Consider the following 22,845-nt stretch of genomic DNA (forward strand, 5'->3'; position numbering starts at 1 on the left):
ATGACCACCCCCGCAGAAACCACGTCTGCCGCGGAATCCGCCGCCCCGACGTCTGCCGTTGAGCAGCGGATCGCCGAGCTCGGTTTGACCCTCCCCGAGGTCGCCGCCCCGGTAGCTGACTACGTACCCGCCGTTGTCTCCGGCAACTACGTTTACACGTCCGGACAGCTGCCCTTTATTAATGGCAAACTCGAAGCTACGGGCAAGGTCTCTCTCGGCGAGTTGGGTACCTCCGATGAACCCACCGTCGACCCCGAGGACGCCAAGCGCTACGCCGCCGTATGCGCCATCAACGCCCTTGCGGCCGTCAAGAGCGTCATTGGCGATCTCGACCGCATCACCCGCATCGTTAAGGTGGTCGGCTTCGTTTCGTCCGACCCCACGTTCACCGGCCAGCCCGGCGTCATCAACGGTGCGTCCGAACTCCTCGGCCAGGTTTTGGGCGAGGCCGGCAAGCACGCACGTTCCGCCGTCGGCGTTTCTGTGTTGCCGCTCGACTCTCCCGTAGAGGTCGAGCTCATTGCTGAATTCAGCTAAGGAACCGGTTCACCCAATTGCCGCAGCTTGCACGCCGTCTGTTCGTTCTGCCCCCCGAACTCGAAGGGGCAGCACGAAACTGGCTTGATCTCGGCGAGCGGACCCCCAGGGCCGCCCGCTACGCCTCATCTGTTGTCCTTTTGCGGGACTCGCCCACCGGTCTGGAGACCTGGCTTGGTTACAGGCCAGGATCTTCGCCGTTGGGTGTTGTCGCTTTCCCGGGCGGTTCCTTGGACCCGTCCGACGACGACCCCGTGGGTTGGTTGGGCCCCTCACCCCAGCATTGGGCTGAGCAGATGGGAACGGACGACGTCGGACTCGCCCGCCGCCACGTGGTGGGCGCCATCCGCGAACTCTTTGAAGAGACCGGCGTCCTGCTCGCTGGGCCGGACGCCTCCTCCACAGTTGAGTCGAACTCCACGGTGGACTGGATGCGGGCCCGGGAAGCAGTAGCGGCGCAGGAGAAGTCCTTCACCGAGATGCTGTCCAAACGTGGACTCTCGCTGCGGACCGATCTGTTGAAGCCCTTGGTGAATTGGCTGAGCCCGGACTTTGCGCACACCCGCTTCAACACCCGGTACTTCGCCGCCACGGTCCCAGTGAACCAGCAGCCTTCGATCCTTGGAAGCAAGGGTGTCTGGGGCCGTTGGGTGTGCGCTGCCGAGGCTATCTCCCTGCGGGACACTCCTGCGCTCGGCGACGAAATCGGGCAGCCGAACACGGTTGGGCTCACGTTGGGCCAACTCCTGGTGCCTGGCTCCGAAATCATGCTCGAGAAAATGGCCGCCGCTAATGGCTGCATCGCGTACCTGAGCTACAAGCGCAAAGCCCACGTGTACCAGGCGAAGCTTGTGGACGAGGGCGGAATCCTGATGCTCGAAGTCGAAGCCGCCAAGACCATAGCCGGAGAGCCCCAGCGCGAACGCTGACGAACGCTCATTCACGTTCCGCCTGCTTGAGCCCAACGCTCACTCAGGTTCCGCCTGCTTGAGCCGAACGCTCATTCACGTTCCGCCTGCTTGAGCCCAACGCTCATTCACGTTCCGCCTGCTTGAGCCGAACGCTCACTCACCAAGGCAACAAAAAGCCGCCCCGGTCATCAACCGGGGCGGCTTTTTTGAATGCTCTAGCGGGAGCGCTGGCGGAGGCGCTGCATGTCGAGGATGACCACGGCGCGTGCCTCGAGGCGGAGCCAGCCGCGCTGGACGAACTCGGCCAGTGCCTTGTTCACGGTCTCGCGGGAAGCGCCAACCAGCTGGGCGAGTTCTTCCTGCGTGAGTTCGTGGGCAACCAGGACACCGTCGGTGGCCGGGCGGCCGAAGCGGTCAGCCAGGTCCAGGAGCGCCTTGGCGACGCGGCCCGGAACGTCAGAGAAGACGAGGTCCGAGAGGGAATCGTTGGTGCGGCGGAGGCGGCGGGCCAGGGCCTGAAGAAGCTGCGCGGAAACCTCGGGGCGAGTGCGCAGGAGCGCGTTGAGGCTCTCGTTCTTGAGGCCAGCCAAGCGGGTCTCGGAGACGGCTGTGGCCGTGGCGGTGCGCGGGCTGGGGTCGAACAAAGCCATTTCGCCGAAAAGCTCACCCGGGCCGAGGATGGCGAGCAGGGACTCGCGGCCGTCGGGGGAGGTGCGGCCGAGCTTCACCTTGCCGGAAACGATGAAGTAGAGCTGGTCACCCTGGTCACCTTCGCGGAAAACGGAAGCCCCGCGTGAAAGGTCCACCTCGGTGAGTTCGTCCGTCAGCAGGCGGAATGCGTCGTCGTCAAGGGTGGCGAAGAGGGGTGCGCGGCGCAATACCTCGATGTCCATGAAATCTCCTGAGTATAAGTTTCGGTCGTGGCGCTTCAGCCATTGTTTCAGAATTTTTGGGCTTCTGTGACGTACTTGGCATGCGAAACGCTGAAACGGCGCGGCTTTGGGGCGTTCAGCACCCATCTCTGGCCAGTAATCAGTCCAAATGCGTCATCCGGCGTGATGTGACTAACGGTTGGCTGTCAGGGTCCGCAACTAGACTTGTCGCTACCCGGCTATGAGGAGCATTGGTGTTTGGCTTGACGATATTGGATTTGGCATTGATCCTGATGCTGCTCTCGTACCTGATCTACGGCCTACGCAACGGCTTCATGGTCACGTTGGGCGGAATTGCCGGTTTCGTGGTGGGTGCCATCGCTGCCTTCGTGGCGGTCCCGCTCGTCAGCGGCTGGGTGAGCGACAGCGGCTGGAGGCTTACCGCCACGGTGGGTGCCGCCGTCGTACTTATTGCTGTCGGCCATGGGCTGGGAACCATGATTGGGCGCCGAATCCGCCACGCCGTGCGGATCAAGCCCCTGCACGCGGTTGATCGGCTGATCGGCGGCCTGGTGAGCGTAGTGGTCGCGGCGCTGGTGATGTCCATGCTCGCGTTCAGCATCAGTTCGCTGGGCGTGCCGTTCGTGTCGCAGCAAATCGCGGAGTCGCGAGTCATTCGTTCCATCGACAATCTGACGCCGACGCCGGTCAAGAGCACCATGGCGCAACTCAGGTCGACGGTGATCGGCGATGGGATTCCCAAGCTCATCGAGGGCATTGGGCCCGCCACCCCGCTGACCATCCCGAACGAATCAACCGACACTCCGGCGCTGAACAAAGCCGCCCAGTCTGTCCTGAAGATCGCCGGCACGGCCTACGAATGCGGGCAAAACCAGACCGGTTCCGGATTCGTGGTCTCGCCCGGGCGCGTCGTCACCAACGCGCACGTCGTGGCGGGCGTATCGCAGCCCGTGGTGGAGATTCCCGACGGCGGTGCGCTGCCGGGTCGCGTGGTCTACTTCGACTCTCAGCGGGACATCGCAGTCCTGGCCGTTGACGGCCTTAGGTCCGCACCGTTGCCGCTCAGCGCCGACCTGCCAGACGGCTCTTCGGCGGCTTTCGCAGGGTACCCGCATGGCGGTCCGTTCCAGTCGAAACCAGCGACTGTGCAAGGTATTTCCACCATTCTGGTTCCGGATATTTACGGCAATAACCCGTCACCGGAGCTTGTGTACAAGCTCGCCGGCGACGTCCAGCCGGGGAACTCGGGCGGGCCACTGCTGACGACGCAGGGGCAAGTGGCGGGGCTGATCTTCGCCAAGACAACCACTAATGACGCACTTGGTTTTGCACTCACCATGGAAGACCTGGAGCCCGTTGCAGCTCAGGCTCCCGGCCTCAACAACGCGGTTTCGGCCGGCCAGTGCACGCGTAAGTAGGCCATCGCTTTCTCACATCCCGGCCGTCTTTGGCCAACGCTCTCTCATATGATGGCGGTTTTTGAGGAACGCTCGCTCACCTGGTGGGCGGAGTTCCCTGAGACTTCTGCCCGGCTATAGATTGGGAGCCATGACTGAAGCCACTCCCGCCACCGAAGCCGGTCGCGGCACCATCCTTGTGATCAACGGCCCCAACCTGAACCTCCTGGGTACCCGGGAGCCCGAAAAGTACGGCACGTCCACGTTGGCCGACGTCGAGCAACTCGCCATGACAGCCGCGGCCGCCCATGGCCTCACCGTGGATTGCGTGCAGTCAAACCATGAGGGCGACCTTCTCGACGCCGTCCACGCAGCGCGAGGAAGTGCAGTGGGCATCGTGATCAACGCCGGAGCGTACACGCACACTTCCGTGGCACTTCGTGACGCCCTGGCGGCGGTGCAGCTCCCCGCCGTCGAAGTCCACATCACCAACGTCCACCAGCGCGAGGAGTTCCGGCACCACTCGTACCTGTCGGGCGTTTGCCAGGCGATCATCGTGGGTGCCGGCGTACTCGGGTACAAGCTGGCCATCGACTACCTGGCGGACGCGGTACAGAGCACGCGGTAGGTGAGCGAGCGTTCCCGGGAAACCCTTCGTTGGTGAGAGGGGATCCCCGGGAACGCTGCGGTAGGTGAGAGAGCGTCAGAGGGCTGTGAGGCGCAGCAGGATGGCGTGCTCCGGGTTCAGGACGGGCATCGGAAGGCCCACTTCGCCCAGGAACCGGCCAGTGGCTTCCGCCCCGGACGCCAACCAAGGCGCCGCCTTCGCTTCGATGAACGTGTGCTCGTAGTCGGCGTCACCAGGTGTGGGGAAGATTGCCTCCACCCGGTATGAACGCGACGGATCGAGCCCCGGGAGCGCTACGCGACCCACCTGCTCGGCGAAGCCCGTTCGCGTCTTCACGACAGCAAAAAGCGCGGCCGTGGCTCCTGCGATGCCGCCGTCGTGGATGTCCGCAACAACGCCGTGCACCATCAGCGACTCGTCCAGCGCATCGGCGCGCACCACCCGTCCGCTGTGGATCAGGGCCCGGTGTTCCTTATACAGGCCGATGAAGCGCTTGAGTTCCTCGCGCTCCGCGCCAGTGACGGAGCGGACGTCCCATTCCATGCCGAAGTGTCCGAAGAGTGCAGTGATGGCGCGGAAGGAGAGGTCGTGCGTCCGCCCAGTGGTGTGTGATGTGGTCGGTCCGATGTGTCCGCCCACCAGCTCGGGCGGAACCACGATTCCCGTCCATCGCTGAATTGTCTGCCGTTCCAGTGCGTCGTTGCAGTCAGATGCCCAAATACGGTCGGTACGCTCAAGGATCCCCAGGTCAACGCGCGCACCGCCGGAGGAGCAGCTTTCGATCTCTACGCCGGGGTGTGCCGCATGGAGCGCGTCAAAAAGCCGGTACGCCGCCAAGGTCTGTTCGTGGACTGACGCCCGGCCGGCATGCCCATGCTCCAGGAGATCCCGGTTCTGGTCCCATTTGAGGTAGCTGATGGTGTTCTCACGCAGCAAAGTGTCGATGCGGTCGTAGATGTACTGCCACGCTTCCGGGTTCACCAGATCGATGACGTGTTGCTGCCGCCACTCGAGGGGCAGCCTGCCGCCGTCCTTGTATGAATCAGCGGAGGGGCCAACAATCCACTCGGGGTGTGCCCGGGCTGCGTCGGAATCAAGGTTGATCATTTCCGGCTCCACCCAGAGCCCGAATTCCATGCCCAGGGACGTCACGGCATCGATGAGCGGCGTCAGACCGCCGGGCCATATGGTCTCATCGATGTACCAGTCGCCCAGCCCGGCCCGGTCGTCGCGGCGCCCGCGGAACCAACCGTCGTCGAGCACGAAACGCTCAACGCCAAGGTCGGCAGCAGACTCAGCGAGCTCGACGAGTGCGTCCAGGTTGTGGTCGAAGTAAACTGCCTCCCACGTGTTGAGGACTACTGGACGGGGCTTGCCGGAGAGCGCTCCCACGTGGTGGGGGCGCGAGCGGAACCAGCTGTAGAAGGCTGCAGAGATCCCGTCCAGACCCTGGTCCGAATAAGCGGCAAAGAGCGCAGGAGTGGTGTAGCTGTCACCGGGTTCCAGGACTACTTCAGCCGGCCCCAATAGTTCAGATCCGCCGATCATCGTGCGCCCATCAGCGACGCTGTCCGCGAACTCCTCATGGTTGCCGCTCCAGGCCAAGTGCGTAGCCCAAACCTTGCCGTGCCTGTTGCCGAAGCCGGCGGTTCCCGCGGCGAGCAGAAGCGACGAGTCGTGCCCTGTACGGCCGTGTCGCCCGGTGCGGACCCACGTTCCCTGCTGGATCGCCCGGCGCTGCGGGTGACGTTCGCGGCACCAGCGCCCCGTCAGGTCCAAAAGCTCGACGGCGTCCGGCGCCACCGGGAGCATCGTCGCCAGTTCATCCACTTGGAAAGGTGACGGGCCGTCGTTCGTGGCCGTGTGCCGCAGTTCGAGGAGCCCGCCCGGGTGCAGGGTGAGGTTGCTGGTCACGGTGATACCGGCATCGGGATCTGCCTGGACGATGGCCGCTGTGGTGCCGTCCGTCGTCGCGCTCACTACGCGAAGGCTGACTGAGAAATCAAAGCCGGGTACGCCGTCGGTAATTCGATGGCCGCGAAGTCCGGGCCTGCCCTGCCACGACGACGAAGCCTGGGGGAGGAGCCCGGCGGGGACGTTGGCGTCGATCGAAGACGGAGGGATGGGCTCGTTGAGGATGGCCAGGTCCGGAAGGGTGTCGCCCAGGTCAGCTCCCCAGTGGCTTATCTCAGCCTCGCCGCGGTGGGTGCTGATCACCAGGCTGGTACCTGCGGAACGGAGATGGAGCGGGTGCATGTGTGAAGTCGCTTTCATATCGGATCGTATGGGGTGTTGTGTGGCCCGCTCTGCGGGATTCGCGAAGGAAATAACGCGCAGAGCAGGCCTCACAACGAGTGGGTGAGAGCGGGTTGTCCTACTTGAAGAGGTTGTTGACCTGGTTGTTCGCCTCGGTCAGCGAGGAGGCGGGCTTCTTGCCGGCGAGGACTGCATCCATGGCGGGCTTCATGATGCCGTCAACCTTGGCAGCCTTGTCTGCGATCGGGAAGAGGAACGTGGTGCCATCCTTCACATGGGTGGTGAAGGCAGAGACGTCCGTGCCCTTGTCAGCGAAGGCCTTGGCTGCGATCTCAGAGGAACTGGCAATGGCCGGGAACACAACGGCCTTGCTGGCCACGACATCCTGGCAAGCGGTGGACCCGAGGTATTCCACCCACTTGATGCTGGCTCCGGGGTTTTTGGTGCCGGCCCAGACGGAGTCGGCCAGACCATTGAACATAGACGCGCGCTTGCCGTCGGTGCCCTTTGGAGTGGGTGCGAAGGCCGTTTCGATGCCCTTGTAGGTCTGGTACTGGCCGATCAGCCAATCGCCGTTGGTGTTGATGGCAGCCTTGCCGGCTCCGAAGCTGTCCGGCATGCTGGCGCCGACGGTGGTCTCCAGCTTGGGCATGTAGCCCTTGTCCACCAGGCCCGCCCACCAGGCGATGGTTTCCTGGAAACGGGGGTCGTCGTAGTTGAACTTGGTGCCCCACGGATTCTTGTCGGTTGCGGTCCAGCCCGTGGTCGCCGTGAGGAAGCTCCACTCGGTTTGGCCTTGGCCCGCACCGCTGCCCGTCAGCCCCAGTCCGTAGGTGGCAACGTTGTTCTTATCAAAGCCCGGTTCGTCGCCGCGCTTGCCGTTCTTGTCCACGGTCAGGTGCGCAATGGTCTTCTCGTAGCTGCCACCGTCCTTGGGGTTCCACTCCAGGTTGGCCATCTGCTCGGCGGTGATCCCGGCAGCGTCGGTCATGGCCTTGTTGTAGAAGAGGCCTACGGTGTCCCAGTCCTTCGGGAGTCCATAGCGCTTGCCGTCCTGGCCGACCCAGAGCTCGGGGAGGCCCTTGGTGTAGGCGTCCAGCTTGATACCGTCTTTCTCCACAGCCTCGTCCAGCGACAGCAGCTGTTTCTTTGCTGCGTACTCCGGGTACTTGGAGAGGTGGTTGGTGAAGACGTCAGGCGCTGTTCCGGCCACGAAGCCGTTGGTCAGCGTCGTCCAGTAGTCGTCCCACCCGCGCTGGGTGATCTTGATCTTGATGTCCGGGTTGGCCTTGGTGAAATCGTCCGCGCATTGCTGGTACGCCGGGAGCTGATTGGCGTCCCAGAGCCAGTAGTTGATGTCACCCTTGGCTTCGGAAGAAGCGGGGGAGGAGCCGCCACAGGCGGACAGGGTCAGGGCGATGGCGGCGGCAGCAGCGGCGACGCCGAGGGTTTTCTTCATAGCGAACCTTTCGGGGATGAATTTGCAGAGGGTGCGGTTATTTGATTCCGGAGAATCCGATGGAGTTGACTACCTTCTTGCCGAAGGCGATGAACAGCAGGAAGATCGGCAGCGCTGCCACGAGGGTCCCGGCCATGAGCCCGGACCAGTCGAGGGCGCCTTGCGGGGACTGCGACTTGAAGACACTCAGGCCAACAGTGAGGACACGGACGTTCTCGTCCTGGCCCACCAACAGCGGCCAGAAGTATTCGTTCCACTGGCCGATAAAGGTCAGCAGCGCCAGGGTGGCGATGGGGGCGGCGGCGTTGGGAAGCACAATCTGGAAGAAGATGCGCAGGTGCTTGGCGCCGTCGAGCATTGCCGCTTCCTCAACTTCGCGGGACATGCTCAGGAAGAACTGCCGCAGGAAGAAGATGGCGAAAGGGGTCATGAACAGGAAGGGCAGGGACATCCCGGCCATGGTGTTCAGCAGCCCGAGGTTCTTGATCATCAGGAAGTTGGGCAGGGCCGTGAAGATCGGGGGAACCATCATGGTGGTCAGGAAGACGGCGAACACTTTGTTCCGGCCTGGCCAACGCAACCGTGCGAAGGCGTAGGCGGCCATCGCGCTGAAGAACACCTGGCCGGCCGTGGTGATGGTGGCGAAGATGATGGAGTTGCGCAGGTAAAGCCAGAAGTTGATGGCCGCACCGGAGCCGCCGTCGGCTATCGCTTCTTCGGTGGTTTGCAGGCCAAGTACGCGTTTGAACGCGCCCCAGCTGAAGTCAGCCGGGAGGAGGTTTCCGGCGTTGGAGGCCAGCGCGCTGTTGCTCGACAGTGCCGTCCGCAGCATCCACAGGAACGGTGCGATGGTGATGGCGAGGGCGACGGCGACCAGCACCCACGCGCCGATCCGGCGCCAGTTGAGGGGCTTCTTGCGGTCTTTTCGGGTCAGGGTTGACGTAGTCATGGCGGTGTCCTTGGTCCTTTTCCGGCTTAGTCCAGGTCCGATTCGTTGCCCTTGAGGAACTTCATTTGCACGAAGGCCACAAGGGCGAGAATGACGAACAGGATCACGGACAGGGCGGAGGCGTAGCCGAAGTCGGACTCGCCAAAGGCTTTCTGGTAGATGTACATCTGGATCACGCGTGAGGCGTTGACGGGGCCACCGTTGGTGGTGACGGCGACGGTGTCGAAGACTTGGAAGGAACCGATCACGGTGACCACCAGAACCAACACCAACACGGGGCGGAGCAGCGGCATGGTGACGCTCCAGAACGTCCGGGTGGGGGACGCGCCGTCGAGGTTGGCTACCTCGTAGAGGTGGTTCGGGATGGATTGCAGCCCGGCGAAAATCAGGAGCGCGGTGTAGCCCATGTGCCGCCACACGTTGACGAACGCGATGGTGGGGATGGCCCATTGTTCGCTGCCGAAGAAGGCGACGCGGGGAAGGCCAACCCAGCTCATGATTTCGTTGACAATGCCCAGTTGGTAGTCGAGCATCCAGAACCAGAGCAGGGCGACGATGACGTTGGCCACCAGGAATGGGAGCAGCAGTGCTCCACGGATGAACGTGGACTTGGCCACCCGGTGCATCAGCAGGGCCAGTCCCAGCGCTATGACCGTCTGGAAGCCTATGTTGAGGGCGACGTACTGCAGGGTGACGCCCATGGCATTCCAGAAAAGTTCGTCGGCGAAAATGGTGGTGTAGTTCTTGATCCCGATCCATGTGGGCTCACCCAGGATGCTGTACTCGGTGAAGCTGAGGTAGATGCCGCGGATGGTGGGGATCAGAAAGAAGGCTACGAAGCCGATAACGGCCGGGAAGATAAAGAACAGGGCGATTTTCAGGTCACCGAGACGGCTGGTCATGCTGCGTTTGGCTGGTTGAAGCTTGCGTCCGTGGTTGCTCCTGGAACGCCCCGAAGCTTTCCCGGGTTGCTTGGTTAGCGTGGTCATCGTCGACCCTTTCCTGACTGTGATGGGGGTAACAACTGTTGGCGAATCTACACGAGTAGATTCGGCAAGCACAAGACATGACTGCAAAATGTGGTCAAAAATGTTCGGATCTGTTCTTTCTGTTGACTCGTGTAGATCACGGTGGAAGACTCATGTGGAACCCAACAAGGGACGCTTCGCAAGCTGCGCCTGCAGCTTCAGGAAAGGCAAACAATGACGTTTTCGATCGGTGTTGTGGGTGTCGGGCAGTTCGGCAGCCAGTTCGCGCACTTGTTCAAGCTCCACCCGGGCGTCAGTGCGGTTTACGCAGTGGATGAACTCCCCGAACGTGCAGCTGCAGCCCAGGAACGCTGGGGCCTGGACGGCGTCAGGGGCAGCTTCGAGGAGTTGTTGGAGTCCGACGTCGATGCTGTCGCCATCTTCACGCAGCGGTGGACCCATGGGCCGCTGGTCGAGCGTGCTCTGCGCGCAGGGAAACACGTATATTCAGCTGTGCCGATGGCCATTTCCGAAGAAGAAATCGCCCGGATCATAGAGGCCGTACGCGAGACCAAGCTTGTCTACGCCATGGGGGAGACCAGCTACTACAACCCCGCCACGGTCTTCGCCCGACAACAGCATGCGGCAGGCAAGTTTGGCCGTATCTTCTACACCGAGGGCGACTACGTTCATGACATGGACCTGGGGTTTTACGAGGCCTATCAGTACAGCGGCGGAGAGCGGTGGAAGGAAACCGCCAGCTACCCACCCATGCTGTACCCGACCCACGCCATCGGTGGAGTCCTCGGCGCTGTACCGGGGCACGCGGTCAGCGTCAGCTGCATCGGCGTGAAGGACCAGCGCGGTGACGGCGTCTTCGACAAGGACGTCAGTATGTTCGCCAACGACTTCTCCAACGCCACTGCGCTGTTTGAAATGAACGACGGCGGCGCGATGCGCACCAACGAGATGCGCCGAGTGGGGTACCCCTCCCATATCCGGGAATCGCGCTTCCGTTTCTTCGGCACCGAGGCCAGTTTTGAGCAGCTCGCCACCACCACCGTCTGGCAGGACAAGTCTTCCGTTGAGGACGTGTCCGAGCAGGTGGAAACCAAACCGACCATGTCCGCAGACGATCCCTCCCTTGCAGATGTAGCACCGGAGCTGCGGGATGCTTTCATCTCCGGGCTGGCCCCGGTACATGACCAGTCCAGGCTTCCCCAAGAATTCCTGGGAGCCCCCAACGGGCATGAAGGCAGCCACCAATTCCTGGTGGATGACTTCGTGACGGCCGTGAACGACCGCAGCCTCCCACCCGTTAATGCTTGGGTTGCGGCCCGGTTCACGCTGCCGGGAATCATCGCTCACGAGTCTGCGCTCCGTGGCGGGGAGCGCCTTCCCATCCGCGACTTCGGTGATGCCCCCGTGGAGTAGCTAGCATTTACCCCATGACACCTTCGGCGCTACAAACCTCGCGCGGCCCGGTAACACGCAAAGACGTGGCCCGGTACGCCGGGGTGAGTACCGCCGTCGTGAGTTATGTGGTGAACGGTGGGCCCAAAAACGTGGCCCCAACCACGGAAGCCAAGGTTCGCGAGGCCATCCGTGTCCTCGGATACCGGCCCAACGCTGCCGCCCGTGCCCTGAAGCTTGGATCCAGCGAGACCATTGGAGTGGTGGTTCCTGATAACACCAACCCGTTCTTTACTCAGCTGGCCCACGCCGTGGAGGATGCGGCCGCGGAACTTGGCTTTGGCATGGTGCTCACCAACTCGGACGGCAGCCTGACACGCGAACGCAAGAACATCCGCACCTTGGCTGCCCGACAGGTGGACGGGGTGTTCCTGGCCAGCTGCGTGTTCGATCCCGACGTCACGGAGCTTGAAGCCTCGGAGATCCCTTCCGTGCTCTTGAACAATGCAGGCTCGCCGCCGGGTTTCGCCAGCGTTGGCGTGGACTTGGAAGCTGGCGGCCGTGCTGCTGTCCAGCACCTGATAGGCCATGGACACACGAACATCGGCCTGGCCATCGGCACCAATACCGGCAATCAACTGGACGGACGCGAAGTGGGATGGCTGGCCACGCTGCGTGAAGCGGGCCTGCCGGATGGTCCTATGCTGCACAGTCCGTTCACCCGGCCTGGCGGCTACGAAGTGGGCAAGCGATTCCTGTCCATGGCCAACCGGCCCACTGCGATCTTTGCCAGTAACGACATGCAGGCCATCGGAATCCTCCGGGCCTTCCACGAGGCCGGAGTCCGTGTGCCCGAGGACATGGCGCTGGTGTCCTTCGACGGGTCCTTGGATTCCGAATACAGTTGGCCCGCACTGACCACGGTGGCGCAGCCGGTCCAACTGATGGCCGAAGCCGCCGTTCGTGCGTTGGTGGGCAAGGGGCGCGCGGAGGAGCCGCAACACCACATCCTTCCCACCGAGCTGATCATCCGGCAGTCCTGCGGCTGCGACTAGCACCCTCCATCACCGACTCGCCTGTTTGGCCGGACGCTCGATCACCTTTCACGGCCCACTGAGAGGGGTTGGTCGGGAGGGGCCATCGGTGGGAGGGGGCTAGGAGTCCATGCTCGCGTAGCGCTCCGGGCGGGACAGCACCTGGCCGATCTGCGCCGTACCCGCAGCGACGGCCAAACGCACCAGCAAGAACCCTGCCGCGAACACTCCGCAGATGGTCACAAACACCACGGGCTGGGTCAGCAACACGGCACCCGTGAGCGGGAGGACCAGGACAGCTGCCGCTGCCGCCGAAATGCCTGCGACCAGGAAGAGCGGCGACATCACGGCCTTGACCCTGGCCGCCACCATCAGCTTCCGCGGCATTCCCACCCGGTCCAGTGCCACCAGCATCGGGGCCCGGTCGAGCACGGCCGCGGCCTGGTTTACGCCCGCGGAGCACGCCACCATGAGGAACGAGCCCAATAGGGTGATCATCACACCGGTGTTGATGTCCCGCACCAACAAGGCGGTTTCATCGCCGGCGCTGCCGCCCATGGTGTCCGCCACGGCCATGCCAACCCCAACAAACACACCCACAAAACTGGTCATCGCGACGCCCCCAACTTGCCGCCACGATTCCTTGGGACTTTCCAGCACGGTCCTGGCAGCCAAAAGTTGCTCAGGACGTTTGGCGCGCTTGAGCTGCGACGATGCCCGCAACCGCAGGATCCACGGGCCCATGAGGTTCAACGCCAGCAACGCCAGGCCAAAGCAGCCACCCATGACTCCGATGATCACGATGAACGCGCCGAAGCTGCTCAGCATCCCCATCGCCACCACGCCGATGACCACAACAACAGCGGCGATGAGTCCGCGAACCCAATGGGCGCCGTCGGCCGTTTGCCTTGTCCGGACACCCAAAGGCGTCACCACAACCTTCCGAAGTCCAAGGGCCGCACTCGCTGCTGCCAGAACGCAGACGGCAAGAACGCAGCCGAGGATGGAGGGCACGGAGAGCCAGGCGTGGCTCGCTATGGCTTGGCCGCGGAACTGGATCAGGCCGAGGAACGGTGCAACGCACGCGTACAGCCCCGCGCCCGCCAGCGCTCCGACCGCCGCGAGCACTGTCGACTCGATGACGGTCATCCATACGACGGTGGCGCTGTTCGCGCCCAAAAGACGCAGGGAGGCCAGGCGGTCATCACGACGCCGGGCGGCCAGTCGGGCGGCCGAGGCGCCAAGGGTCAGCAACGGGATGATCAGCAGCACCATCGCGACGACGGCCAAGGCCTGGTAGGTGCCGGCGATGTCGTCGGTCCAGGACCAGAAAACCTGCGAGCCGCCTGCCACAGTCAGCAGCAGTGCGGTGACTGTGCCGAACGCAAGAACAGGCAAGCCGGCGTCCCGAAGGCCCGTTTCCCGCAAGCTGCTGCCATTGCTCCGGGCGAGATAGGGGGCGAGGCGTAGCGCCATGGTGAGGCTAGACATTGAAGGCACCTTTGAAGTTGGTTGCTGCGGGCGCGGCTGGGGTGGAGGGTCCGCCAGTGTCGGCCACGATCCGGCCGTCCCGCAGTTCCACGACGCGCCGGCAACGGGCAGCGACGTTGGGATCGTGGGTAACCACCAGCAGGGTCCGGCCATTTGCTGCAACAGAACCCAGCAGTATGTCCAGCACTTCGCTGGACGTGGCTGAATCCAAGGCTCCAGTGGGTTCATCGGCAAAGACCACCCGCGCGCCGGTCACTTGGGCCCGGGCGATGGCGACGCGCTGGACCTGGCCGCCGGAGAGTTCGCCCAGGCGTCGCTGTTCCATCCCGCCGAGGCCCAGTGCGGCCAGCCATTCCGCGGCCCGGGATTCGGAGGTGGCCCTGTCAGTGCCGTTCAGCATCAGCGCGAGGGCCACGTTTTCGATGGCCGTCAGCTCAGGAAGGAGCATGCCTTGTTGGAAAACGAAGCCGAATTCTTCCCTCCGGAGCCGCGACAACGCAGCGTCACCCAAGGTGTCCAGGCGCAGCGGCGACGAGGGAGTGTTCAAGGTGACCGAACCGGCGTCGGGCCTCAAAATCCCGGCGAGGCAGTGCAACAGAGTGGTCTTGCCCGAACCCGAGGGTCCAATGATCGCAATGGATTCGCCGGTGTTCGCAGTGAAGTCGACGTGGTCCAGGGCGAGGCTGCCGGGATAGTGCTTGGTGAGCTGCTGGGCGTGGAGGATGGCGTTCATATATCCAGCATCCCGAAACGGGACATCTCCCCGCGTCAGTCCACCGGTTGAACTCCACGGCCAGCCATCCACCCGCGGTATGAGAGCCGGCCTAGCTGTGTTGGGTCTCCGCGATCCGAAGCTTCGCCACGTTCTCTTCCAGCACCCGCCGGGCGTCTTCACCCAGCAATGAGTCTGTGATGAGTTCGTCGGCCTCCTCCAACTGGGCGATCGAAGCGATGCCCACGACGCCCCATTTGCTGTGATCAGCCACAACTACCGTGCTCCGCGCGGAGGCCATGAACGCGCGGTTGGTCTCGGCTTCGAGCAGGTTGGGGGTGGTGAAGCCCGCTTGGGCATCCATGCCGTGAACGCCAAGGAACAGGACGTCCAGGTGGAGTTGCTTCAAGGATGCGGTAGCAATGGGTCCCACCAACGCGTCCGACGGCGTCCGCTCGCCACCGATCAGGATGACGGTGGAACCGAACCGGGCAGGACCGGAGGAGGCGCCGTGATGAAAAAGGTCGGCGATCCGGACAGAGTTGGTCACGACTGTGATGCGGGGACCGTTGACGAGTTCCTTCGCCAGTGCCCAGGTGGTGGTGCCGGCGCCGAGACCGATCGCCATGCCTTCCTGCACCAGGGAAGCCGCTTCTACGGCGATCGCGTGCTTCTCGGCGGTCAGCTGCGTGGACTTGAGCTCGAATCCGGGTTCGTGGGTGCTGGCATCACCTGGCAGTTTGGCGCCACCGTGGATTCGCTCCACCCGGCCGGATTCCTCGAGGGCTTCGATATCGCGCCGCACGGTCATGGGGGAGACGCCAAGGAGTTGGGCGAGGTCAGAGACCCTTACGACGCGTTCGCGCTGGACGGCGTCGATGATGGCGGAGTGGCGTGCTGCCTGAAGCATCAGGGCCTTTCTGGGAACCTCGTCAAAAGTGGGGCTGGGTCTGGCTCCAGTCTAGGCCGCGGGACTCGCCGAGGCCGGTAAGGCACCACGCCCAGCTGGAACGCACGACGGCGCCACTCACCCCGTGGGGCGAGCGGCGCCGTCGTTGATCCTGGTCGGGCTACTTGCGGAGCGACTCCGCGATCTGGGTCATGATGCCGGGGTCTGCCAAGGTGGTGGCATCGCCGGTGTCGCGTCCTTCTGCGATGTCCTTGAGCAGGCGGCGGACGATCTTGCCGGAACGGGTCTTGGGCAGTTCCGGCACGATCAGGAGCTGCTTGGGCTTGGCGATCGGTCCGATTTCCTTGCCCACGTGGTTGCGCAGTTCCAGCACGGTTTCGTCGCCGTTGTTCACGGCGTCACCGCGGAGGATGACGAACGCGACGACGGCCTGGCCGGTGGTCTCGTCAGCGGCGCCCACCACGGCGGCTTCGGCGACGGACGGGTGCGAAACCAGGGCGGATTCGATCTCGGTGGTGGAGAGGCGGTGGCCGGAGACGTTCATGACGTCGTCAACGCGGCCAAGGAGCCAGACGTCGCCGTCCTCGTCCTTCTTTGCACCATCGCCGGCGAAGTACATGGCCTCGAACCGGGACCAGTAGGTGTCCTTGAAACGCTCGGGGTCGCCCCAGATTCCGCGAAGCATGGAGGGCCACGGTTCGCGGACCACAAGGTAGCCGCCTTCGCCGTTGGCCACCGAGGCGCCGTTCTCATCCACGACGTCCACGGCGATGCCGGGCAGCGGAACCTGCGCTGAACCGGGCTTGGTGGCCGTCACGCCGGGCAGCGGTGCGATCATTTGCGCGCCGGTTTCGGTCTGCCACCAGGTGTCCACGATCGAGGCCGGGTGTTCCTTCTTCTCGCCGTTCTTGCCGGCGTTCCCGCCGATCACGTCCCGGTACCACATCCACGCTTCGGGGTTGATGGATTCGCCCACGGAGCCCAGGACACGGATGGAGGAGAGATCGTACTTGTCCGGGATCTCACGACCCCACTTCATGAACGTCCTGATCGCGGTGGGGGCGGTGTAGAGGATGGAGACCTTGTACTTCTCCACGATCTCCCACCAGCGGCCCTGGTGCGGGGAGTCGGGCGTGCCTTCGTACATGACCTGGGTGGCGCCGTTGATGAGTGGCGCGTAGGTGACGTACGAGTGGCCGGTGACCCATCCGACGTCGGCCGTGCACCAGTACACGTCCGTTTCCGGGTGGAGGTCGAACACGGCCTTGTGGGTGTAGGCGCCCTGCGTGAGGTAGCCACCGGTGGTGTGCAGGATGCCCTTGGGCTTGCCGGTGGTGCCGGAGGTGTAGAGGATGAACAGCGGGTGCTCGGAATCATGCCCGACGGCGGTGTGTTCGGTATCTGCCTTGTCAACCGTCTCGGACCACCAGAGGTCGCGGCCTTCCACCCAGTTGACGTCCTCGCCGTTGCGCTTGACCACCACGACGTTCTGGACAGTATGACCTTCCTTGGAGAGGGCTTCGTCCACGGCGGGCTTGAGCGGGGAGGGCTTGCCACGGCGGTAGGTACCATCGGCAGTGACAACGAGCTTGGCTTCGGCATCCTCGATCCTGGAACGCAGGGCATCTGCGGAGAACCCGCCGAACACCACGGAGTGCACGGCACCGATCCGGGCGCAGGCAAGCAGCGTGATGACGGCCTCGGGAATCATGGGCAGGTACACGGCCACGCGGTCGCCCTTGGCCACGCCGAGGGCTTCGAAAGCGTTGGCGGCTTTCTTGACCGCTTCTGTCAGCTCCGCGTACGTGTAGGTGCGGGTGTCGCCGGGTTCGCCTTCGAAGTAGATGGCAACGCGGTCGCCCAGTCCGTTCTCCACGTGCCGGTCCAGCGCGTTATAGGCGGCATTGACCTCGCCACCGACGAACCATTTGGCAAACGGAGGGTTGGACCAGTCGAGGGCTTCAGTGAAGTCCTTGTCCCAGGTCAGCAGCTCGCGGGCCTGCTTGGCCCAGAACGCGGGGCGGTCCGCCTCAGCCTCTGCGTAGGCGTCAGCACTTGCGACGGCGTTGGCCGCGAACTCTGCCGACGGCGCGAACTTGCGGTTCTCGTGAAGGAGGTTTTCAAGGGCCTCGACGTGTGTGGATCCGGTGGTGTCCTGGGACATGGTGAACCTCATTATTCATCGATCTTTGCTTCGCGGATCCTTTCCATAGGTCCGTGCGCGAGCCGTTCCCCGGCGTCGCGCAGGTCCCGCGGAAGGTCCGCAGAGTGCTGTCCGCCAACAACACTATCTCTTTGGAAGGTCCTACGTGTGCGTGGTCACAAACCCGGCCGTGAGCGGCGCACATTTAGCGCCGAATGGCGGCTGGTGCCGTGAGGAACCGTTTACATGACGACGACGGCGGGCCCTGGCTCACGCTGTTGGGGCGGGAGTTTGGCGGCGAACACTGTAAGGGACCTTGGAGTTTGCTGTGGGCGAAGCCGTATGACCGTTTTCCGCTGGAACCCTGTCAGTGGGGTGGCATAGGCTGAAGAAGCCTTGGAACCCATCTTCTGGCGTGTCCGGTTTCCTGCAGATTCCTGCGGAGATAACCGGGCCGGACTGTCCAAGGCGCCGCCGTACGAAGGAGAAACAGATGAACCAGCTGAGCCCAGGCCCGCACGACTCACAACCGACGGGACCGGACACCACGGCTGGAACGGCCACCCCTGCAAGCGGCACCGCTGACGGGAAGCCGTCGAAGTTCGACGCTGTCGCCGGTCCTTTTACCATCCGGGACCTCACCGTGTTCGGCTCCACCCTCCTGATGTTCGTGGCATCCCTCCTGCCGATGTTCGGAGAGCGCTACAACCTCTGGAACCTTGGGAACCTGTTCTTCCTGCTGCTCGGCATCATCCTGCCCTTGGTCGTGACGGCACTGTTCGTAGCCCGCAGGTTGCAGCCAAAAACCGTTGTGCGCATCGGCTCCCTGTCCATTGACCAGTTTGCGTCGGTCACGGCTTCCTTCGCTTTCCCGCTGTTCTTCCTGACGATCGCCGACTCCTTCAACGGTGGTGTGCTGCTGGGGTTGGTTGGTTCGGTGGGCCTGCTGGCTGCGACAGTTCTTGGCCCTCATCTTCCGTGGCTCTCCGCCGATTTCAAGGGGCGTGTCGAGACGCCGGCGCACGTTGTTGCCCGTGAAGCGGTTGTGCCTAGCCGTAAGCCTGCCGCTCCCAAGGCGCCGAAAGCGCCCAAGCCGGCCGCAAGTCCGTCCACTCCGGGCTTTGAAGGATCGGCTGCCGGATACCAGGCTCCGGGTCCCGTAGTTTCATCGGGAACAGCCGGCGCTGCCGCTGGTTCCAGTGCTGCCGCAGGTTCCGCCGCTGCCGCGGGTTCCAGCCCGTTGGCGCCGGCCGCTTCCGCAAGTACAGAGCCGTCAGCTGCGACCGCGGCCTCCGCCGTCGTTCATTCAGCCGACGCCGGCTCCGGTTCGGCGCCTGCTGCCTCCGGTGCTGGTGCTTCGCCCGCAACACCTGTGGCTCAACCGGCCGCCTCAAACGGCGCAGTTGCGTCCAGCGAAGATGGCAAGGCCCCGGCGTCTGCTCCGGAGCCGGCAACTACCCAGCACGCCGCTCAGCCCGCGGCGCAGCCGGGGCCCGCGGAGGCAGGACCGGCCCAGCCAGCGGCGGCCCAGCCAGCGGCGCAGCAGCCGGCCGCGCAGCAGCCGTGGGCTGCCACGATGGCTACTCCCATCGTTTCCGGTGACACCCGGCGCGTCAGCGACTCCATCGGTGCCACCGTGGACCCGGCAAGCCGTCCGGAGGAATCCGATTCCCCCGCGTATGAGGCCTTCTGGTTCGCTGTCGCACAGCCACGCACGGCGTACGACGAACACTCCGGCGCTCCTTCCTTCACCATCGAACCCGGCGGATGGGTCCTCGCCTTGGAGGACCGCGGCCACGAGTTCCTGGTTCAGGACACTGACGGCAAGGTTGGGGTCCTCAGGGAGCTCAGCAACATCGAACGCGGCTAGGCGGGGACGCCGTGGCCACCGCCGAAGCTGGTTCGCTCCTCGCACTCAAACGCCGGGCACGCAAGATCAACAGGGTTCTCGCCGAGAAGTACCCTTACGCGCATGCGGAGCTGGACTTCCGGAACCCGTTCGAACTGGTCGTGGCCACAGTCCTTTCCGCCCAGACAACCGACGTCCTGGTCAACCAGGTCACCAAGATCCTGTTTGCCCGTTACCCGGACGCACGGACCATGGCTGAAGCGGACCCTTTTGAACTTGAAGCAATCCTTCAGCCCACGGGTTTCTTCAGGGCAAAGGCCCGCAATGTCCTGGCGCTCAGCACCCGTTTGGTGGACGAGTACGACGGCGAGGTCCCGGGTCGGTTGGAGGACCTGGTAACGCTGCCGGGAGTCGGGCGAAAGACCGCCAACGTTGTCCTGGGCAATGCCTTCGGCGTTCCCGGGATCACCGTCGACACGCACTTTGGACGCTTGGCACGACGGTTCGGCTGGACTGCGTCGGACGATCCGGTGAAGATCGAATTTGATGTAGCCGAGCTGTTTGAGCGTCGGGACTGGACCATGCTGTCGCACCGCGTGGTGTTCCACGGCCGCAGGATCTGCCATGCCAAGAAGCCGGCTTGCGGTGCCTGCCCTGTCGCCAGCCTCTGCCCGAGTTACGGCGACGGCGAAACCGATCCCGTCAAAGCGGCCAAGCTGCTGAAGTATGAGCTCGCCCCCGGAAATGAAGCATTGCTGGAACGGTTGCTGGCTGAGACCCATCGGGCCGCGGAAATCCGCATGGAATCGCAAAGGAGGCCCGGGTGACCGCGCTTGAGGAGTTGTCCGCTCTCGTTGCCCGCTACGAGTCCGGGGAGCAACAGCGCTCAAGCCTGTGGGCCCAGCTGCCCGTCCTTGAGGAGACAAACCGTGCCGCCGCTGTCCTGATGTTGTTCGGCGTGCTGGACAACGTGCCCGCAGAATCCGGGCGTCCCATCGCCCCGGCCGACCTTGATGTCCTCCTGTTGGAGCGGGCGCACACCCTTGACGACCATCCAGGGCAGGTGGCCTTTCCCGGCGGCAGCGTGGACCCGGAGGACGAATCGGTGGTTGCCGCGGCCCTGCGGGAAGCAGTGGAAGAAACCGGTTTGGATGCCAGCGGTGTCCGTGTGCTCGGTGTGATGCCTGAGCTCGGACTTATCCGCAGCAACTTCCGGGTCACTCCGGTGCTGGCCTGGTGGGATGCCCCATCACCTGTTCGCGTGGTGGACTATGGCGAATCTGCCCAGGTTTTCCGGGTACCCGTCCGGGACCTGCTGGACCCGGTCAACCGTGTCAGCGCCACCATCTCGCGGTTCGGCCGCACGTATACCAGCCCTGGCTTCACCGTTAATGGCGTGTTGGTGTGGGGTTTTACCGGAATGGTCCTGAGCGGCCTTTTCGATGAACTGGGCTGGACCGTTCCCTGGGACCAGAACAAGCTCCACGACATCGATCTCTAGGATCACGGCAACCGAAGGTGCCCTTTATGGGCCCGCGCATTCCAGGCCCGGTTCCTGTTACTTTGCCTTGTCGTAGGAATCGACGACGGCGACACTCACCGGGAACTCCACCGGCACCTGCCCGAACATGAGCAGCTTCGCCGCTGCCGCGGCCTCTTCGATGGCCCTGATGCAGTCGTCCACAGCGTCGTCAGGCGCGTGAACCATGACTTCGTCGTGCAGGAAGAAGACGAGTTCACCGGAAGGCGATCCTTCGGCCCGGAAAGCCCGCAGCCGCCGTCGTAATTCAGCGAGCCAGCACGCCGCCCATTCGGCCGCGGAGCCCTGGACCACGAAGTTGCGGGTGAAGCGGCCGCGTGAGCGGGCCAGGTTGTCCGCCCGTCGCTGCTCCTCCGCGGTAGTGGATTGCTGGCTCCGCAACCAACCGGCCGATGGCGGTGGGCTGCTTCGCCCGAGCCTCGTCGTCACGGTCCGCCCTGCTTCGCCCTCGCGGGCCGCCTGTTCCACGAACCCCACCGCGCGGGGATAGGTGCGCGTCAGCTGGGGCATGAGCCTGCCCGATTCGCCGGTGGTAGCCCCATAGATCGCGCCCAGGAGCGCAATCTTCGCCTTGGCTCGGTCACCACCAAACCCTTGCGCCGCTATACCTGCGTAGAGGTCCTTGTCGCGTGCCGCTTCGGCCATTTTGGTGTCCTGCGCCAATGCCACCAGGACGCGGGGTTCCAGCTGGGAGGCGTCAGCGACGATGAGCTTATGACCGGGATCAGCGTGGACTGCTGCCCGGATGTTGCGCGGTATCTGCAGGGCACCACCACCGCGGGAAGCCCAGCGCCCTGAAACTACTCCGCCCACGACGTACTCCGGGTGGAACCGGCCACCACTTACCCAGGCGTCCAGCCAGGCCCAGCCGTTGGCCGTGTGCAGGCGCGACAGCTTCTTGTAGGCCAGCAACGGCTGGATGGCAGGGTGCTTCGACTCCTGGAGCTCCCACTGCCGCGTACTTTTTACTTCGATACCGTTCCGGTGCAAGGCCCGCATGAGGTCCTGCGGGGAGTCGGGGTTCAAACCAGGGGAGTTCAGGATGCTGCGGAGCTCGACGCACAGGGCCTCAAGTGCTGGCGGCCGGTGTCCTGGTTGGGGCCGTGGACCGAGGACATCCGCCAGGATCTGCTGATGGAGTTCCTCCCGCCAAGGGACACCGGCGTGTTGCATCTCGACGGCGATGATGGCGCAGGCTGACTCAGCGGCGAGAAGCAGTTGGAGGCGCTGCCTCTGCTGCTGGTCCGTGGAAACCTGGGCAACGGCATGCTGTTGGGCCGTGAACTCTTCCTTGAGTTCAGCCAGGCCGGCTTTCGGAGCTGAGGTGACGATGTCATCGAAGAGGGCGCCTTGGTCGCCTGGCGGGGGCGGGGGTTGCAGGACGCGGGGAGGTGTCGCATCGTCGTCCTGAGTGAGCTTCACGGCGTTCTTGGCGTAGTCCGTGTGGGCTGTGAACTCCGAATGGGCCAGGATCGCCCCGCACAAGGCCAGATCGTGGCAACGTTCCAGCTCGACTCCGTGAACCAGGAGTTCCGGGTACCAGTCCTGGGCGCGGTGCCACACCCATCGGGGCCGCTGGGTTTCCAGCTCACGCACGACGCCGGGCAGCTCGCCACGGGTGACAAGGCGTGCGTCGGCCGTCGCTTTTCCCGTGGGAGAGATTCTCTGTATGGCTGCGCCTTCCTGGTGGGCGGCGAGCAGCAAATACATGGTTTCCATTCTGCCTTGTGCGGCGGTGTGACGTGGCCTTTCTCC

General features: G+C 63.9%; 19 protein-coding genes. 9 read left to right on the top strand and 10 right to left on the bottom strand.

Features of this window, described 5'->3' with window-relative positions:
• Both ACNQOP_RS17170 and ACNQOP_RS17175 read left to right on the top strand, forming a co-directional pair.
• Positions 1-537, top strand: a complete 537-nt coding sequence (locus ACNQOP_RS17170; protein ID WP_257370943.1) for a RidA family protein — start codon at positions 1-3, stop codon at positions 535-537.
• A 17-nt stretch (positions 538-554) separates the two neighbouring features.
• On the top strand, positions 555-1,466 hold the full coding sequence (locus tag ACNQOP_RS17175; protein ID WP_257370942.1) for an NUDIX hydrolase: 912 nt from the start codon (positions 555-557) through the stop codon (positions 1,464-1,466).
• Between the two features lie 197 nt (positions 1,467-1,663).
• Here the strand turns inward: ACNQOP_RS17175 and ACNQOP_RS17180 are convergent, their stop codons facing one another.
• The gene (locus ACNQOP_RS17180) at positions 1,664-2,341 is read right to left on the bottom strand and encodes a Crp/Fnr family transcriptional regulator (RefSeq protein ID WP_011775987.1); all 678 of its coding nucleotides are present in this window, start codon (positions 2,339-2,341) and stop codon (positions 1,664-1,666) included.
• A 233-nt stretch (positions 2,342-2,574) separates the two neighbouring features.
• Here ACNQOP_RS17180 and ACNQOP_RS17185 point away from each other — a divergent pair, with 233 nt between their 5' ends.
• Both ACNQOP_RS17185 and aroQ read left to right on the top strand, forming a co-directional pair.
• Positions 2,575-3,759 carry a MarP family serine protease gene (locus tag ACNQOP_RS17185; protein WP_416405245.1) on the top strand — a complete coding sequence of 395 codons (1,185 nt, stop codon included), beginning with the start codon at positions 2,575-2,577 and terminating at the stop codon, positions 3,757-3,759.
• A gap of 130 nt (positions 3,760-3,889) precedes the next feature.
• Complete coding sequence (gene aroQ / locus ACNQOP_RS17190) at positions 3,890-4,366, top strand: type II 3-dehydroquinate dehydratase (protein WP_257370940.1); 477 nt, start codon at positions 3,890-3,892, stop codon at positions 4,364-4,366.
• A 75-nt stretch (positions 4,367-4,441) separates the two neighbouring features.
• Here the strand turns inward: aroQ and ACNQOP_RS17195 are convergent, their stop codons facing one another.
• The 4 genes from ACNQOP_RS17195 to ACNQOP_RS17210 form a co-directional block, all read right to left on the bottom strand.
• A complete protein-coding gene (locus ACNQOP_RS17195; protein WP_416405345.1) occupies positions 4,442-6,622 on the bottom strand; it encodes an alpha-galactosidase in 2,181 nt (726 codons plus the stop codon).
• Between the two features lie 118 nt (positions 6,623-6,740).
• Positions 6,741-8,081, bottom strand: a complete 1,341-nt coding sequence (locus ACNQOP_RS17200; protein WP_257370939.1) for an ABC transporter substrate-binding protein — start codon at positions 8,079-8,081, stop codon at positions 6,741-6,743.
• 37 nt (positions 8,082-8,118) lie between these two features.
• The gene (locus ACNQOP_RS17205) at positions 8,119-9,030 is read right to left on the bottom strand and encodes a carbohydrate ABC transporter permease (protein ID WP_257370938.1); all 912 of its coding nucleotides are present in this window, start codon (positions 9,028-9,030) and stop codon (positions 8,119-8,121) included.
• Positions 9,031-9,056: 26 nt separating this feature from the next.
• Positions 9,057-10,019, bottom strand: coding sequence for a carbohydrate ABC transporter permease (locus ACNQOP_RS17210; RefSeq protein WP_374111542.1), 963 nt, complete (start codon positions 10,017-10,019; stop codon positions 9,057-9,059).
• Between the two features lie 213 nt (positions 10,020-10,232).
• Here ACNQOP_RS17210 and ACNQOP_RS17215 point away from each other — a divergent pair, with 213 nt between their 5' ends.
• Positions 10,233-11,432: a Gfo/Idh/MocA family protein gene (locus ACNQOP_RS17215; RefSeq protein WP_257370937.1), complete on the top strand. Its 1,200-nt coding sequence runs from the start codon at positions 10,233-10,235 to the stop codon at positions 11,430-11,432.
• Between the two features lie 14 nt (positions 11,433-11,446).
• On the top strand, positions 11,447-12,466 hold the full coding sequence (locus ACNQOP_RS17220; protein ID WP_257370936.1) for a LacI family DNA-binding transcriptional regulator: 1,020 nt from the start codon (positions 11,447-11,449) through the stop codon (positions 12,464-12,466).
• Positions 12,467-12,565: 99 nt separating this feature from the next.
• Here ACNQOP_RS17220 and ACNQOP_RS17225 read toward each other — a convergent pair whose 3' ends face one another.
• From ACNQOP_RS17225 to acs, 4 genes are all read right to left on the bottom strand, one after another.
• A complete protein-coding gene (locus ACNQOP_RS17225; RefSeq protein ID WP_416405346.1) occupies positions 12,566-13,921 on the bottom strand; it encodes an FtsX-like permease family protein in 1,356 nt (451 codons plus the stop codon).
• A 7-nt stretch (positions 13,922-13,928) separates the two neighbouring features.
• Positions 13,929-14,669 carry an ABC transporter ATP-binding protein gene (locus tag ACNQOP_RS17230; protein ID WP_284986255.1) on the bottom strand — a complete coding sequence of 247 codons (741 nt, stop codon included), beginning with the start codon at positions 14,667-14,669 and terminating at the stop codon, positions 13,929-13,931.
• 91 nt (positions 14,670-14,760) lie between these two features.
• Positions 14,761-15,558 carry a DeoR/GlpR family DNA-binding transcription regulator gene (locus ACNQOP_RS17235; RefSeq protein ID WP_257370933.1) on the bottom strand — a complete coding sequence of 266 codons (798 nt, stop codon included), beginning with the start codon at positions 15,556-15,558 and terminating at the stop codon, positions 14,761-14,763.
• Between the two features lie 160 nt (positions 15,559-15,718).
• Positions 15,719-17,722: an acetate--CoA ligase gene (gene acs / locus ACNQOP_RS17240; RefSeq protein ID WP_416405246.1), complete on the bottom strand. Its 2,004-nt coding sequence runs from the start codon at positions 17,720-17,722 to the stop codon at positions 15,719-15,721.
• Positions 17,723-18,194: 472 nt separating this feature from the next.
• On the opposite strand from acs, the gene ACNQOP_RS17245 reads away from it, so the two are divergent.
• From ACNQOP_RS17245 to ACNQOP_RS17255, 3 genes are read left to right on the top strand one after another with little or no spacing between them, the layout of a single operon-like run.
• Positions 18,195-19,571, top strand: coding sequence for a hypothetical protein (locus ACNQOP_RS17245; protein WP_416405247.1), 1,377 nt, complete (start codon positions 18,195-18,197; stop codon positions 19,569-19,571).
• Positions 19,572-19,582: 11 nt separating this feature from the next.
• Positions 19,583-20,377 carry an endonuclease III gene (nth, locus tag ACNQOP_RS17250; RefSeq protein ID WP_257370930.1) on the top strand — a complete coding sequence of 265 codons (795 nt, stop codon included), beginning with the start codon at positions 19,583-19,585 and terminating at the stop codon, positions 20,375-20,377.
• Positions 20,374-21,051 carry an NUDIX hydrolase gene (locus ACNQOP_RS17255; RefSeq protein WP_257370929.1) on the top strand — a complete coding sequence of 226 codons (678 nt, stop codon included), beginning with the start codon at positions 20,374-20,376 and terminating at the stop codon, positions 21,049-21,051. The genes nth and ACNQOP_RS17255 overlap by 4 nt, the downstream gene beginning before the upstream one ends.
• 57 nt (positions 21,052-21,108) lie before the next feature.
• Here the strand turns inward: ACNQOP_RS17255 and ACNQOP_RS17260 are convergent, their stop codons facing one another.
• Positions 21,109-22,800 carry a bifunctional 3'-5' exonuclease/DNA polymerase gene (locus ACNQOP_RS17260; protein ID WP_416405347.1) on the bottom strand — a complete coding sequence of 564 codons (1,692 nt, stop codon included), beginning with the start codon at positions 22,798-22,800 and terminating at the stop codon, positions 21,109-21,111.
• Positions 22,801-22,845 lie beyond the last annotated feature (45 nt).

This window comes from Arthrobacter sp. LFS091 (genome assembly GCF_047977885.1).
In the GTDB taxonomy this organism is placed as follows: domain Bacteria; phylum Actinomycetota; class Actinomycetes; order Actinomycetales; family Micrococcaceae; genus Arthrobacter.

Excerpts from the sequence above, each read along its gene's own strand:
- ACNQOP_RS17170 (WP_257370943.1), top strand. The coding sequence starts at position 1 with ATGACCACCCCCGCAGAAACCACGTCTGCCGCGGAATCCGCCGCCCCG.
- ACNQOP_RS17180 (WP_011775987.1), bottom strand. The coding sequence starts at position 2,341 with ATGGACATCGAGGTATTGCGCCGCGCACCCCTCTTCGCCACCCTTGAC.
- aroQ (WP_257370940.1), top strand. The coding sequence starts at position 3,890 with ATGACTGAAGCCACTCCCGCCACCGAAGCCGGTCGCGGCACCATCCTT.
- ACNQOP_RS17195 (WP_416405345.1), bottom strand. The coding sequence starts at position 6,622 with ATGCACCCGCTCCATCTCCGTTCCGCAGGTACCAGCCTGGTGATCAGC.
- ACNQOP_RS17200 (WP_257370939.1), bottom strand. The coding sequence starts at position 8,081 with ATGAAGAAAACCCTCGGCGTCGCCGCTGCTGCCGCCGCCATCGCCCTG.
- ACNQOP_RS17205 (WP_257370938.1), bottom strand. The coding sequence starts at position 9,030 with ATGACTACGTCAACCCTGACCCGAAAAGACCGCAAGAAGCCCCTCAAC.
- ACNQOP_RS17210 (WP_374111542.1), bottom strand. The coding sequence starts at position 10,019 with ATGACCACGCTAACCAAGCAACCCGGGAAAGCTTCGGGGCGTTCCAGG.
- ACNQOP_RS17215 (WP_257370937.1), top strand. The coding sequence starts at position 10,233 with ATGACGTTTTCGATCGGTGTTGTGGGTGTCGGGCAGTTCGGCAGCCAG.
- ACNQOP_RS17220 (WP_257370936.1), top strand. The coding sequence starts at position 11,447 with ATGACACCTTCGGCGCTACAAACCTCGCGCGGCCCGGTAACACGCAAA.
- ACNQOP_RS17225 (WP_416405346.1), bottom strand. The coding sequence starts at position 13,921 with ATGGCGCTACGCCTCGCCCCCTATCTCGCCCGGAGCAATGGCAGCAGC.
- ACNQOP_RS17230 (WP_284986255.1), bottom strand. The coding sequence starts at position 14,669 with ATGAACGCCATCCTCCACGCCCAGCAGCTCACCAAGCACTATCCCGGC.
- ACNQOP_RS17235 (WP_257370933.1), bottom strand. The coding sequence starts at position 15,558 with ATGCTTCAGGCAGCACGCCACTCCGCCATCATCGACGCCGTCCAGCGC.
- acs (WP_416405246.1), bottom strand. The coding sequence starts at position 17,722 with ATGTCCCAGGACACCACCGGATCCACACACGTCGAGGCCCTTGAAAAC.
- ACNQOP_RS17245 (WP_416405247.1), top strand. The coding sequence starts at position 18,195 with ATGAACCAGCTGAGCCCAGGCCCGCACGACTCACAACCGACGGGACCG.
- ACNQOP_RS17260 (WP_416405347.1), bottom strand. The coding sequence starts at position 22,800 with ATGTATTTGCTGCTCGCCGCCCACCAGGAAGGCGCAGCCATACAGAGA.